11 protein-coding genes are annotated in these 13,524 nt (G+C 71.3%); 5 read left to right on the forward strand and 6 right to left on the reverse strand.

Annotated elements, in window-relative coordinates:
- Positions 1-126 precede the first annotated feature (126 nt).
- Positions 127-1,065, forward strand: a complete 939-nt coding sequence (locus BLS95_RS32610; protein ID WP_090940237.1) for a beta-ketoacyl-ACP synthase III — start codon at positions 127-129, stop codon at positions 1,063-1,065.
- On the opposite strand, the gene BLS95_RS32615 is transcribed toward BLS95_RS32610, so the two are convergent.
- Positions 1,035-1,742, reverse strand: a complete 708-nt coding sequence (locus BLS95_RS32615) for a glycosyltransferase family 2 protein (RefSeq protein ID WP_218136089.1) — start codon at positions 1,740-1,742, stop codon at positions 1,035-1,037. The two genes, BLS95_RS32610 and BLS95_RS32615, sit on opposite strands and share 31 nt — an antisense overlap.
- A gap of 89 nt (positions 1,743-1,831) precedes the next feature.
- The gene (locus BLS95_RS32620) at positions 1,832-2,800 is read right to left on the reverse strand and encodes an NAD-dependent epimerase/dehydratase family protein (protein ID WP_090940240.1); all 969 of its coding nucleotides are present in this window, start codon (positions 2,798-2,800) and stop codon (positions 1,832-1,834) included.
- A gap of 111 nt (positions 2,801-2,911) precedes the next feature.
- On the opposite strand from BLS95_RS32620, the gene BLS95_RS55985 reads away from it, so the two are divergent.
- Both BLS95_RS55985 and BLS95_RS32630 read left to right on the forward strand, forming a co-directional pair.
- The gene (locus tag BLS95_RS55985) at positions 2,912-3,655 is read left to right on the forward strand and encodes a hypothetical protein (protein ID WP_090940243.1); all 744 of its coding nucleotides are present in this window, start codon (positions 2,912-2,914) and stop codon (positions 3,653-3,655) included.
- Positions 3,656-3,801: 146 nt separating this feature from the next.
- Positions 3,802-6,756, forward strand: coding sequence for an AfsR/SARP family transcriptional regulator (locus tag BLS95_RS32630; RefSeq protein WP_090940246.1), 2,955 nt, complete (start codon positions 3,802-3,804; stop codon positions 6,754-6,756).
- On the opposite strand, the gene BLS95_RS32635 is transcribed toward BLS95_RS32630, so the two are convergent.
- Complete coding sequence (locus BLS95_RS32635; RefSeq protein WP_090940248.1) at positions 6,678-7,988, reverse strand: FAD-dependent monooxygenase; 1,311 nt, start codon at positions 7,986-7,988, stop codon at positions 6,678-6,680. The genes BLS95_RS32630 and BLS95_RS32635 overlap by 79 nt on opposite strands.
- Before the next feature lie 201 nt (positions 7,989-8,189).
- Here BLS95_RS32635 and BLS95_RS32640 point away from each other — a divergent pair, with 201 nt between their 5' ends.
- Positions 8,190-9,125, forward strand: a complete 936-nt coding sequence (locus BLS95_RS32640; protein ID WP_245765430.1) for a fatty acid desaturase family protein — start codon at positions 8,190-8,192, stop codon at positions 9,123-9,125.
- 7 nt (positions 9,126-9,132) lie between these two features.
- Here the strand turns inward: BLS95_RS32640 and BLS95_RS32645 are convergent, their stop codons facing one another.
- From BLS95_RS32645 to BLS95_RS32655, 3 genes are all read right to left on the reverse strand, one after another.
- Positions 9,133-9,348 carry a hypothetical protein gene (locus tag BLS95_RS32645; RefSeq protein ID WP_090940254.1) on the reverse strand — a complete coding sequence of 72 codons (216 nt, stop codon included), beginning with the start codon at positions 9,346-9,348 and terminating at the stop codon, positions 9,133-9,135.
- 91 nt (positions 9,349-9,439) lie between these two features.
- Entirely contained in the window at positions 9,440-11,197 is a 1,758-nt protein-coding gene (locus tag BLS95_RS32650; protein ID WP_090940258.1) for a bifunctional metallophosphatase/5'-nucleotidase, read from the reverse strand.
- Between the two features lie 69 nt (positions 11,198-11,266).
- Complete coding sequence (locus BLS95_RS32655; RefSeq protein ID WP_090940260.1) at positions 11,267-12,928, reverse strand: alpha-amylase family protein; 1,662 nt, start codon at positions 12,926-12,928, stop codon at positions 11,267-11,269.
- Here BLS95_RS32655 and BLS95_RS32660 point away from each other — a divergent pair.
- A complete protein-coding gene (locus BLS95_RS32660; protein ID WP_218136090.1) occupies positions 12,927-13,481 on the forward strand; it encodes a PPOX class F420-dependent oxidoreductase in 555 nt (184 codons plus the stop codon). The two genes, BLS95_RS32655 and BLS95_RS32660, sit on opposite strands and share 2 nt — an antisense overlap.
- Positions 13,482-13,524 lie beyond the last annotated feature (43 nt).

A 13,524-nucleotide genomic window follows, 5' to 3' on the forward strand; every position in this document is an offset into this window, starting at 1 on the left:
CCGGCCATCCCGACGCCCCGGCGGTCTCCGGCCGCGCCAGGGGATCCGCTGAGACGGTGTGAGGTCGTGGGGACGGGCATGAGGTCACATTAGCGTCCGAACGTTCGGTTGCTATAGTGCGTCGCCATGAACGGATCACGGCTTGTCGCCACGGGCCACTATCAACCCGCGAAAATCCTGACGAACGATGATCTAGAGCAAATGGTGGACACCAGCGACGAGTGGATCACCAGGCGGGTCGGGATCCGTACCAGGCATGTGGCCGAGCCCGACGAGAGCGTCGCCGACCTGGCCGGGGCAGCGGCCGCCAAGGCGCTGGCCAACAGCGGCCTGCGGCCGTCCGACATCGACCTCGTGCTGATCGCCACCTGCACGCAGACCGAGCGCGCCCCCAACGTCGCCTCCCGGGTCGCGGCCCGGCTCGGCGTGCCGAGCGCCGCGCTGACGGACGTCGGTGTCTCGTGCTCCGGCTTCACCCACGCCCTCGCCCTGGCCGACCACGCGATCCGGGCCGATGCGGCCACGAACGCGCTGGTCGTGGGCGCGGACAAGATGACGGCGGTCACCGACTGGACCGACCGGACCACGTGCGTGCTGACCGGCGACGGCGCCGGGGCGGCCGTGATCAGCGCGGCACCCGAGGCGGAGATCGGTCCTGTGGTGTGGGGTTCGGCACCGGAGCTGGGCTCGGCCGTACGCATCGAGGGCACCCCGACCCTCTTCTCCCAGGACGGGCAGACCGTCTACCGCTGGGCCACCACCCAGCTCCCGCAGATCGCCCGCCAGGCGTGCGAGCGCGGCGGCGTCACCCCCGAGGAGCTGGCCGCGGTGGTGCTGCACCAGGCGAACCTGCGCATCATCGAGCCCGTCACCGCCAGGCTGGGGGCGGTCAACGCGATCATCGCGCGTGACGTCGAGGAGTCGGGGAACACCTCGGCCGCGAGCGTGCCGCTGGCCCTGTCGAAGCTGCTGGAGCAGGGCAAGGTGCCGTCCGGGGCGCCGATGCTGCTCTTCGGCTTCGGCGGCAACCTGTCCTACGCCGGGATGGTCGTACGCTGCCCCTGACCGTGCTCGGCCAGCACGGCCCGCATGTCGGCGACGGCCCGCAACGTACCGCGTACCGTGCCCGTGACCTTGGACCGCCCGGCCCGCGGGAGATAGCGGACGTCGACCTCGGTGACGCGCCATCCCGCGGCGGCGGCCCGCAGCACCATCTCCAGCGGATAGCCGAACCGCCGGTCCGCCAGCTCCAGGCCGACCAGCGCGGTACGGCGGCAGGCCCGCATCGGCCCCAGATCCCGCACCGCGACCCCGGCGCCGCGCCGCAACCTCCGGGCCAGTACGGCGTTCCCCAGCCGCGCGTGCAGCGGCCAGGCCCCGCGCTCCGCGGCCACCCGCCGCCCCAGCACCAGATCCGACTCCCCCGCCACCACGGGCTCGGCGACGAGCGGGAGCTGACGTGGGTCGAGGGAGGCGTCGGCGTCCATGAAACAGATGACCTCCGCGGCGCCGTCCACGGGCTCCGCCGACCGGCCGGCGGCCAGGAGCCCGGCGTGGCAGGCGGCGCCGAAGCCGCGCCGGGGCTCCCGCACGACGAGCGCCCCGTGAGCGGCGGCCACCCGATCGGAGCCGTCGGTGGAGCCGTTGTCGACCACGATGGGGCGGTAACCGTCCGGCATCCGCTCCAGCACCCAGGGCAGCGCCTCAGCCTCGTTCAGGCAGGGCAACACGACATCGATCACCCGTCAGACGCTAGGGCCGGCCGGCCCGCGCAATCCTTACGGACCCGTGACAGCGCTCCCGGCTTCGGCTCGGTGCACCACCCACCAGCTCACCCGGCCACGATCTCCTTGATGCCGTCCTCGAAGCGGATCCGCGCCGTGAAGCCCAGCTCCCTGGCCGCCCTGGCCGGGGAGGCGACGATGTGGCGGACGTCTCCCAGCCGGTAGTCGCCCGTCGTCACCGGCCGCGGTCCGCCGGTCCACGTCGCCAGGGCCGCCGCCAGGTCCCCGACCGTACGCGGGGTGCCGCTGGCGATGTTGTACGCCACCAGAGCCCCCGCCGTCCCCGCCCCGAGCGCGAGGAGGTTGGCCCTGGCCACGTCCCGTACGTGAACGAAGTCCCGCCGCTGGGCACCGTCCTCGAACACCCGCGGCGCCCGGCCCGCCAGCAGGGAGGACAGGAAGATGGAGGCCACCCCGGCGTAGGGCGTGTCCCGTGGCATCCCGGGGCCGTAGACGTTGTGGTAGCGCAGGGCCACGGCGGTGCCGGAGGTTTCCCTGGCCCAGTTCGCCGCCAGGTGTTCCTGGGCCAGCTTGGTGGTGGCATAGGCGTTGCGGGGGTCGAGCGGGGCGTCCTCGTCGATGACCGCGGGGGCGAGGACGTCGTCGCAGCGCGGGCATCGCGGGTCGAACACCCCCTTCGCCAGGTCGTCGGCCCGCCTCGGACCCGGGCGTACGCGGCCGTGGCGCGGGCAGTCGTAGGCGCCCTCGCCGTAGACGACCATGGAGGAGGCCAGCACCAGGCGGCCGACGCCGTGCCGGGCCATGGCGGCCAGCAGGGTCGCGGTGCCGTACACGTTGACCGAGGCGTAGGCGGGCAGGTCGGCCACGTTCACGCCGAGGCCGACCTTGGCGGCCTGGTGCACGACGGCGTCGACGCCCGGCAGGAGGCGGTCCAGGGTCGCGGGGTCGCGAACGTCCACGCCCGTCCGCAGGTCGGCGGTGACCACGTCGTGGTCGAGCGCCTCCATGACGTGACTGCCGATGAAGCCTGCCGATCCGGTGAGGAGAACGCGCATGCCCCGATCCAACACCGGCCCATGCCGTACCGATCTTACGAAGCGGGAACGTCCCGCCCGACCCGCGGTGCGAGTGTTGCGCGCGGGGACCGGGGCGCAGAGTCTGGAGGCATGCCTGGTGTCGAGACCATGGACGAGCTGTCACGGGCCGTCGGCGAGTTCAGAACGGATGGATACGTGCTGCCCGTGGAGGCGACGGCCCTCGACAGGGCCCGGCGGTCGCTTGAGAAGGCCGGGCTGTTGCTGCTCGGCGAGATACGCGGGGTCAGGGAGAATCCGCTCGTCATCCAGTGGCTCATGCGCGAGCTCGGGCTGACCAACCTGGCCCTGGAGTGGCCGCACGACCTGCGACCGCACCTCGACCGCTACCTCGCCGACGGGTCCGGGCTCGATCATCCCTTGTGGTGGCTGGGCGACGGGCGGGTCACAGCGGGGCACCTGGCGGTGCTCAGGGCGTTCACCGGGGTGTCGGTCACGTTGTTCGACGGGTGGACGTTCACCGCGGACTGGTCGGAGCGGGACGCCGCGATGGCGCGGCGGGTGCTGGCGGCGGGTGCCGAGCCCGCGCTGGTCGTGGCCGGGAACGCCCACACGCCTACCGTGCCGACCGACCTGGGGGTGCCGATGGGGGCGTGGCTGGCCAGGGCGCGACCGGCGCTGGAGAGCATCCGCATCGACTACGGCTCCGGCGGGTTCTACAACATCGAGCCGCGTCGCTTCGCGGGCCACTCGGCGGCGGCGGGGCTGCGGGAGGGCGAGGAGGACGGGCTGCTGGTCGTGGGGCTGCCGGAGTGCGGCGAGGCCACGGTGCCACACCTGCCGCCGGACCGGCTCAGGGAGCACCCCGACTGGTGAACCCCTTAGAGCCTGCTCGGGGACGCCCCAGCCGGTGAACCGCTGAGGGGCTGCTCGGGAACGCTCCGGCTGGTGAACCCTGAGCAGGTCCGTGGCTCGCGACGGTCGCTTGGTGCGTACTGTGGAGGCGGCTGTCGGGAGGACGGATGCGGGTCGGGATTCTGGGGCCGTTGCGGGTGGCGGGGGGCGAGATCGGCGGTGCCCGGGTGCGGGTGCTGCTGGTGCGGCTGGCGCTCGATCCCGGGCGCGTGGTCACCGCCGACCGGCTCATTGACGATCTCTGGCCGGATCAGCCGCCCGCCCATCCACTCGCGGCGTTGCAGTCGCTGGTGTCCCGGGCGCGCAGGGAGGCGCCCGGCATGATCTCCTCGCATCCCGCCGGATACTCGCTCGACGTGCCGCCCGGCGAGGTGGACGCGTGGGCGTTCGAGCGGCTCGTGCAGGCCGGTGACGTGCACAGGGCGCTGGCGCTGTGGCGGGGCGCGGCGCTGGCGGACGCGGCCGATCTGCCCTTCGCCACCGCTCCGGCCGCCCGCCTGGAGGAGCTGCGCCTCACGGCCCTGGCCACCAGGATCTCCCTCGACCTGGCCACCCACACCACCCCCAGCCCGGCCACCAGGGCCGCCCCCGACCTGGCCACCCACACCACCCCCGGCCCGGCACGTGCCATCGCCGACGGGCCGGACCCGACGGAGCCGGCGGCCGGGGTGGCGGAGTTGGCGGCCGAGCTGGCGGAGTTGGTCGCCGAGCACCGGTTGCGGGAGCCGTTCCACGCACTGCTCATGCGGGCCCTGCTGGCCTGCGGGCGGCGCGGGGAGGCGCTGCGGGTCTTCGAGCGGATCAGGGCCGACCTGGCGGCGGAGCTGGGCGTCGATCCGGGCCCCGAGCTGCGGGAGGCGCACCTGGCGGCGCTGCGGGACCCGGAGCCGCGGAGCAACCTGCCCGCCCGGCTCACGAGCTTCGTGGGCCGGGCGGCGGACCTCTCCAGGATCGGAGAGCTGCTCACCGGCGACGCCCGCCTGGTCACGCTCGTCGGCCCGGGCGGGGCCGGGAAGACCCGGCTGGCGGTGGAGGCGGCGGCGGCGCTCGACGTGCCGGACGGGGTGTGGCTGGTCGAGCTGGCCGACGCCGCGGGCGTCAGGGCGGCGGTGGAGAGCGTGCTCAAGACGACCGACCCGGTGACCGCGCTCAGCGGCACCTCCCCTCTCATCGTGCTGGACAACTGCGAGCACGTGATCGAGGAGGCCGCCGGGGTGGCACGGTGGCTGCTGTCGGAGGTGGCGGGGTTACGTGTCCTGGCCACCAGCAGGGAGCCGCTCGACATCCCGGGCGAGACCCTGCACCAGGTGCTCCCGCTGCCCGGGGAGAGCGCGGTCGAGCTGTTCGGGCACCGGGCCGCCGCCGCGCGGCCGGACCTGGTGGTGAGCCCGGCGGAGGCCACGCGGATCTGCCTCGAGCTCGAAGGCATCCCGCTGGCCATCGAGCTCGCGGCCGCCCGGCTGCGTACGATGCCGGTGAACGTGCTGATCGAGCAGCTCGGCGACCGGCTGACCCTGCGCGGCGGCCGTACGTCGGAGCCGCGTCACCGCACGTTGCGCGCCGTCATCGACTGGAGCTGGAACCTGCTGTCCGAGCCCGAGCGCGCGCTGCTCCGCGGCCTGACGGTGTTCGCGGGCGGCGCCACCTATGACGCGATCGCCCGCGTCTGCGGCGGCGACCCCGACCTGCTCTCCTCGCTCGTGGACAAGTCGCTCATCGCGATCTCCGGCGACCGCTACACGATGCTGGAGACCATCAGGCAGTACGCCGCCGCCGACCTCCCCGAGCTGCGCCAGGCCCATGCCCGCTACTACACGGAGCTGGCCGAGACGGCGGAGCCGTACCTGCGGACGGGCGAGCAGCTCGCGTGGCTGGCGATGCTCGACGCCGAGCAGGGGAACCTGGACGCGGCGCTGCGGCACTCCGACGACCCGCTGCGGCTCGTCCTGCCCAGGTTCTGGCCCTGGATCATGCGTGCCCGGCTGCGTGAGATGAGCGAGCAGGCCGCGGCGGTGCTGCGCAGGGTCGGCGACGTGCCGCCCGCGGGGCGGGAGCTGGCGCACGGCCTGTGCCGGATGCTGGGCGGCGAGGGGCCGACCGAGGTGGTCCTCGGGTCCGATCACCCCGCCGCGCTCAACTGCTGGGCCATGGGCGCCGTGCTCGGCCCGCCCGCCGACGTGGTGAGCGTGACCGAGCGGGGCATGGCGCGGCTGCGGGCCCACCCCGACCTCTGGACCAGGTCGGCGGCGTTGCTGGTCGGAGGCATCGTACGGTTCGAGTACGGCGCGGTGACCGGGGCCGAGGACCTGCTGGAGGCGGCGATGGCCGGGTTCCGGGCCACCGGTGACCGGTGGGGGCAGTGGGCCGGTTACTACTGGCTGTCACTGGCCGCGGAGAACCGCGGGGACTTCGGCGCGGCGGTGACGCTGGGCGAGCAGCCCGAACGGCTCGCCGCCGAGCTGGCGGGGCTGGACGCGCCGCTCGGGCCCATGACGTTCCTGCTGCGGGTCGGGCAGCTCAAGGCCCGGGCCGGCGATCACCAGGGGGCCGCGGAGGCGCTGGAACGGGCCTGGGAGGCGGCGCAGCGCTCCGAGGACCGGCTGATGCTCGCCCGCGTCATGCACGCCAGGGCCGAGCTGGCCAGGCGGACCGGCGACCCGGGGACCGCCGCCCGGCTGCTGGAGGCCGCCCTGGCGCTCGAAACCGGCGCTCCACCCCAGTTCAGGGCGTTCATGAGGGTGGAGCTGGCCCGGGTCGGCCCTGACCCGGTCAAGCCGCTGCGCGAGGCCCTGGAGCTGATGGTGGACTGCTCCGACCGGACGGCGCGGGCGACCGTGCTCGAAGGCGTGGCCGAGCACCTCGCGCCGCCGGTCGCGGCGGAGCTGCTCGGCGCGGCGCGGGAGCTGCGCGGGATCGACGAGTCCGCCGATCCCTTCGTCAACGACCTGGCGGGGCGGTGCCTGGCCGCCCTGGGCGCGGACGACTACCGGGCGGCCCTGGCGAGGGGCGCCTCGATGCCGAACCCCGAGAGGTACGCGCTGAGGCCGCTCTCCTCCCCGTGATACCCGATGTAGCCGTCGGGGCGTACCAGAATGACGCCCCGCTGGCCGTCGAGAGGCGGCAGCACCCTGGCCGGGTGGTCCCCGGCCGGCTCGCCCAGCAGCAGGAGACCGGTGCCGCGCTGCTCGGCGAACAGCGTCCCGAGCCGCTCGCCGCCGCGCTCCCCCACCGACAGCGGGCTGCCGAGGTAGGCCAGGTCGAGCTGGTTGGTGTCGTCGCCGCGCCGGACGTCGCCCGTCCTGAGCAGGCGGGTGCTGAGGCCGAGCACGTGCTCCGCCACCGCCATCCGCTCGTCCTCGTACGTCGCCAGCAGCGCCTCCGACCCGACCGCCAGCTTCCACCCCAGGTTGTAGGCGTCCTGCACGCCGGTGTTGAGCCCCTGACCGCCCGCGGGCGAGTGCACGTGGGCCGCGTCGCCGGCCAGGAACACCCGCCCGACGCGGAATCGTTCGGCCATCCGGATGTTGACGCGGTAGTCCGAGCGCCAGACGATCTCGTCGATGCGCACGTGCGGCGCGTGCTCGGCGACCAGCGCCGCGATGTCGCCCTCGCCCGGGGCCACCAGCTGGAAGAGGTCGGTGTCCGGCAGCGGGCAGATCGTGAAGTGCACGGCCCTCGTCTCCAGGGACCCCCAGGCGTGCCAGTGGTCGTGGTCCAGGTCCCGGGTCCTGATGTCGGCGAGCATCATGCGCTCGCTCTCGAACGTCTCGCCCGCGAAGCCGACGCCGAGTCGCTTGCGTACGGTGCTGCGGCCGCCGTCCGCCCCGACCAGGTAGGCGCAGCGTACGCGCTCGCCGCCGGTCAGCGTGGCGGTCACACCGTCGCCGTCCTGCTCGAACCCGGTCAGCTCGGCCCCGAACTCGACCCGGTGCCCCAGCGCGGCCAGCCGGTCGCGCAGGATCCGCTCGGTCCGCCACTGCGGCTGCATGATCAGGTTCGGGTACGGCACGGAGGCGGACGGCTCGCGAAGCTCGTCCATGCGCCCTTCCCAGACCACCCGATCCCCCTGATAGCCGCGCAGGCTCGGGTATTCGCGCCCGGTGGCGAGGATCTCGTCGATCACTCCGAGGTCGTCGAAGACCTCCAGCGTGCGTGGCTGCAGGCCCTTGCCGCGCACCCCAGCGGGTGGTTCGGTAGACTTTTCCACGATACGAAATTCGATGCCCCGACGAGCCAGCTCGATGGCCAGCGTTAATCCTGTCGGTCCCGAGCCGACGATTAGCACGTGTGTCATGGTGGCAACGATGCCTGGGACCGCTGCCAGATCGCTGTCAGCCGCTTCCGAAGCCGAAACCTTCCGGTTTGGCCGCCGATGCGCCAAGGTAAGGGCAACCTTCATCGCGAACTGAGGAGACCTGTGGTCAGTCCTGGCACCCTAGACACTCGGGGTAGTGATTTCGCACGACTATCTCGCCAAATCACGGACGCCGGTCTACTGGACCGGCGTCACTTTTATTATGCGGTACGTCTCAGCGTCATCGGCGCCTTCTACCTCGGCGGCTGGGCTCTGTTCGTCTGGCTGGGTGACTCCTGGTTGCAACTGCTCGTCGCGGTCGCGTTGGCCGTGGTCTTCGCGCAGTTCGGTTTCGTCGCCCACGACCTCGGCCACCGGCAGGTCTTCAGCAGCCGCCGGCCGAGCGACCTCGCGGGCCGGCTGATCGGCAATCTCGGCGTCGGCCTCGGCTGGGGCTGGTGGACCAGCAAGCACAATCGTCACCACGCCAACCCGAACCACGAGGACCATGATCCAGACGTCTCACCGGCCGTGATCGTCTGGTCCACGGAGCAGGTCGCGAGAAGCCGAGGAATCCCGCGATTTTTCGCGAAATACCAGGCTTTCTGGTTCTTTCCGCTCCTCACGCTGGAGGCGTGGCACCTGCACGTGGCCAGCGTCAAGGCCCTGCTCAAGCCGTCGGTCAAACGTCGCGGCCTGGAGCTGACGCTGCTGGCGACCCACTTCGTGGTCTACTTCGGCGTGGTCTTCGCCGTGCTGCCGTTCGGCAAGGCGCTGCTCTTCCTGATCGTGCACCAGGGGCTGTTCGGGGTCTATCTCGGGTCCACGTTCGCGCCCAACCACAAGGGCATGCCCATCCTCACCAAGGACGACGAGCTGGACTTCCTGCGCAAGCAGGTGCTGACCTCGCGTAACGTCAGGGGTGGCTGGTTCACCGACGTGGCGCTCGGCCAGCTCAACTACCAGATCGAGCACCACCTGTTCCCCAGCATGCCGGCCCCCAACCTGCGTAAGGCACAGCCGATCGTCGAGCGCTACTGCGCCGAGCTCGGCGTCAGCTACCTGCAGACGGGGTTCGTCGAGTCGCATGCGCAGGCGCTCCGCCACCTGCACGAGGTCGGCGCAGATCTGCGCTGAGCCGCTCTCATCCCTCTTCCTCGAGTCGCCGCCGCAACATGTCGCGGCGGCGCTCGAGCTCGGAGATCAGCTCGACCTGCTCGTCGGCCTGGCTGATGATGGCCGAGATCTCCACCTGGTCGGTCACGCCCATGTCGCGCATCTGGTCGCGCATTTCCCGGTTCTCCCGCCGCAGCCGGTCGAGGTCCTCTTCGACCTGCCGGAGCTCGTCCTTTGTGCTCATTCACCCGCCCTACCCAGCACGGCCGGGGGCTTATCTCGCGAAGCCCCGTCCAGTGGGGCGGGCCGCCGATCGCCCGGCGGCCCGCACCCGATCAGAACAGGGGTACGCCGTCGCGGGTCAGCTTCCAGTTGGACGCGGCGAAGTCCGCCGGGTCGATGGTGCCCTTGGCGGTGGCGTACTCGATCAGCGCCTGGCGGATCTCCACCTGCGCGTTGTAGACCACCTCGGCCCCGGTGACGTGCGGGAACCCGCCGCCGCCCGACTGGCGATAGTTGTTGATCGCGACCACGAACTGCTTGTCCGCCGGGACCGGCGCGCCGTCGTAGGTCAGGTTGGCGATCCGCTGCCCGGCCGGCTTGGCCACGTCGATGTCGTACGAGACGCCGGAGAGCTGGTCGTAGTTGTAGTCGGGGGTGTTGCCGGCGTTCGTCAGCCTGGAGACGTCCACCGGGTCGCCCGGGTTGAGCTGGTTGAAGTACCTGGCGGAGTATTCCAGGTAGTCCTTGATCTGCGCGCCCGTCAGCTTGATCGCCAGCAGCGTGTTGTCGTACACGTAGAGCCCGGCCACGTCCCGGACCTTGATGTCACCGGCGGGGAAGACGGCCGAGCGGCTGAACGGCGCCGCGATCGACAGCACCGGCAGCGTGTTGTCCGGCAGGGCCTGCTTGACCGTGTCCACCTGCACCTGCTGGATGTAGTCCAGGATGGGCGTGTCCTTGTACGGCGACTCGGCCGCCCGCAGCTCCTGCGCCGACTTGGCCACGACCTTGTTGACGTAGCTCACGGTGGCGTCGTGCTGCGGCTTGAGCAGCCGGACGATGTTCGGGTCCTCCTGGACGGTGTTCGTGTTGAGGGTGGTGGCCGACTTGCCGGTCACGACCCACGTGCCGCGCTGCTTGGTGAGCTGGAAGTCCAGCTTCGACAGGCGGTTGCCCCACCGGCCCGGCTCGGTGAGCAGCACCTGCTTCCCGGTGGCCTTGTTGGTGACGAACCGCTGCGGCACGTCGTTGTGCGCGTGCCCGAACAGCACCGCGTCGATGCCCGGCACCTGCTCGGCGACCATCGCCGAGGCGTTCTCGACCGGCAGCTCGGTGCCGTAGGAGGACATGCCGTTGTCGCCCGCGTGCGCGGTCACCACGACCACGTCCGCGCCCTGCGCGCGGATGACCGGCACCCACTTCCGCGCCGACTCCACCAGGTCGGTGAAGCGCAGCCGGCCCTCGACGTTCGCCTTGTCCCAGATGGCCGTACCGGGGTTGGTCAGCCCGAGCACGCCCACCTTGATCGGCTTCTCGCCCTTGACCTTCATGGTCTTGATCACGTACGGCTCGTACGCCGGCCGCCCGGACTTCTCGTAGACCGCGTTCGCGCCCAGCACCGGGGCCTTCATCTGCTTGATCCAGGTGGCCAGCAGCGGCAGACCGTAGTTGAACTCGTGGTTGCCCAGCGTCACGGCGTCGTAGCCGATGGCGTTCATGGCCTTGGCCATCGGGTGGACCGGGCCGCCGGGCTCGGTGATCGGCTCCACCTTGGCGTAGTAGTACCCCAGCGGCGTGCCCTGGATGGTGTCACCCGAGTCGAACAGCAGCGTGTGATCTCTCCCGCGCTCCGCCCTGACCTGGTTGACCAGCGACGAGACCTTGGCCAGGCCGATGCTGTTGCCGGCGCTGTCGGAGTAGGCGGCGTCCTTGAAGTAGTCCCAGTTGAGGGCGTTGCTGTGAATGTCCGAGGTGCCCATCACGGTGATGGTGACCGAGTCGGGCCTGGACGCGGCCTGGGCGTGAGGTGACACCAGGGCCATTAAGCACAGGGCGGTGGCCCCGGTGACAGTGAGCTTCTTGGTCTGCATGAGCCGGAGAGTAACCTGGACACGTTAATCGCCGGTAACCGCCCAGCGGCCGATGAGCCGGCAGATTCACTATTGGGCCTTGATGGAGGCGTCCTGCGGGGAGATCTCGGGGGGAGCGGCGCGTAGCCAGCGGCAGTCGTGCGGGCCCAGCGGGACCAGGGCCGTCCCCTCCGCCGAGACCTCCAGCTGCCCGTCCACCAGCAGGTCCGTGAGCCGATAGTGCTCCAGCCCGGAGAGTGTCAGGCGCACGTCGGTGGCCGTGTCGCACAGGTTGTGCACGACCACCACCGAGGCCCCCTCGGCGTCGCAGCGGTGCGCGAAGACGGCGGGGTGGCCGCTCTCCAGCACCGTGCAGTCGCCCCAGGCCAGCTCCGGGCACTCCCGGTAGCGCTCGATCAGCAGCTGGAACCAGCGCAGCAGCGAGTCGGCGTCGCGTTTCTGCTCCTCCACGTTCACCCGGTCAGGGGCGAACGAGCCGCCGGGGGTCCGGCGCACCGGCCGCGCCTGGGAGAAGCCGCCGTCGCGGGACCACTGCATCGGCACGCGGACCGCCATGCGGCCCTCCTCCTCCAGGTTCTCCCCCATGCCGATCTCCTCGCCGTAGAAGATCACGGGCGTGCCCGGCAGCGAGAACAGCAGGCTGTAGGCCATCTTGATCCGCCGCAGGTCGCCGCCGAGCATCGTGGGCAGGCGGCGGCGCAGTCCGCGCCCGAAGATCTGCATCTCCCGGCGCGGGCCGAACGCGCCGAAGATCTCCTGCCGCTCCTCCTCCGTGAGCTTGTCAAGGGTGAGCTCGTCGTGATTGCGCAGGAACATGGCCCACTGGCAGTCCTTGGGCGGCCGGGGGCGCTCGCTCAGGGCGGAGGCGAGGGGTTCGGCGTCGCTGCGGGCCAGCGCCAGCCAGGCGCGCTGCATGCTGATGAAGTCGAAGCACATGGTGATCTGGTCGCCCAGGCCGTCACCGAAATAGCGGATTAATTCCTTGTAGGGCACGTTGACCTCGCCGAGCAGTATCGACCCGCCCTTGCGCCGCGTCATGAACGCCCGCAGGTCGGCCAGGAACTCGTGCGGGTTCGCCAGTTGCGGGTTGACGTTCTCGATGAGGAACGGCACCGCGTCCACCCGGAACCCGGACAGCCCGAGCTCCATCCAGAAGCCGAGTACGCGGGCGATCTCGTCCCTGACCTCGGGGTTGCCGACGTTCAGATCGGGCTGGTGCCGGTAGAAGCTGTGCAGGTAGTACTGGCCCGACGGCTCGTCGTACTGCCAGACGCTGTCCTCCTTGTCGGGGAAGACGATCTGCGTGGGGTCGTCGGGCTCGGGGGTGTCGGACCAGACGTACCAGTCGCGCCGGGGCGACTCACGGCTGGAGCGTGACTCGGCGAACCAGGGGTGCTGGTCGGAGGTGTGGTTGACGACCAGGTCGGCGATCACCCGCAGTCCCCGGTCGTGGGCGGTCCGAATGAACTCCACGAAGTCCCCCAGCGTGCCCAGTCGCGGGTCCACCTGGTAGAAGTCGGTGATGTCGTACCCGTCGTCCCGGTTGGGGGTCGGGAAGAACGGCATGAGCCACAGGCACGTCACCCCGAGCCCGGCGAGATAGTCGATCTGCTGCGTCAGCCCGCGGAAGTCGCCCACGCCGTCCCCGTTGCCATCCTTGAACGTCTCCACGTCCAGGCAGTAGATGACGGCGTTCTTCCACCACAGATCGGAGGTGTAGGTCAGTCGCATGCGACGACCGCTACCCCCGGCGGGCGGGGGAAGTCATGCCGGCATCGCGCCGATGCGGGCGACCACGTCCGGCGTGGCGAGGGCCTGGTGGGTGACGTTCAGCCCGATCATGGTGAACGGCACGCCGGACCCGAGCACGACGGCCACCGCCGAAGAAGAGATCGCCTACCTGCGGTCGCAACCGCTCGCCCGGGTCGCCACCGTGTCCGCCGACGGGCAGCCGGACGTGGTGCCGCTGGCCTTCGAGTACGACGGCACGCACTTCTGGATCGGCGGCTCGGGCGGATCCGTGCTGGGCACCCGGAAGTTCCGCAACCTGCGGGCCGGCAACCTCAAGGTGTCCCTGGTCGTCGACGACCTGGTGTCGCTCGACCCGTTCATCGCCCGTGGCGTGCGAGTCTACGGCGAGGCCGAGGAGCCGGTGAAGCGGGTCGGCCTGGTCGGTCCCGGCCTCTACAGCCGCATCACGCCGACCGTCTCCTGGAGCTGGAACCTGGCGGGTGAGCCCGCCGGCGACACCTGGTACGAGTCCCGACGCGCCGTCCACCGCTGACCGCGCCGAACGGGGCTGGGCCGTCCACCGAGCTTGACCCGGC

This window comes from Nonomuraea jiangxiensis, assembly GCF_900099965.1.
In the GTDB taxonomy this organism is placed as follows: Bacteria; Actinomycetota; Actinomycetes; order Streptosporangiales; family Streptosporangiaceae; genus Nonomuraea; species Nonomuraea jiangxiensis.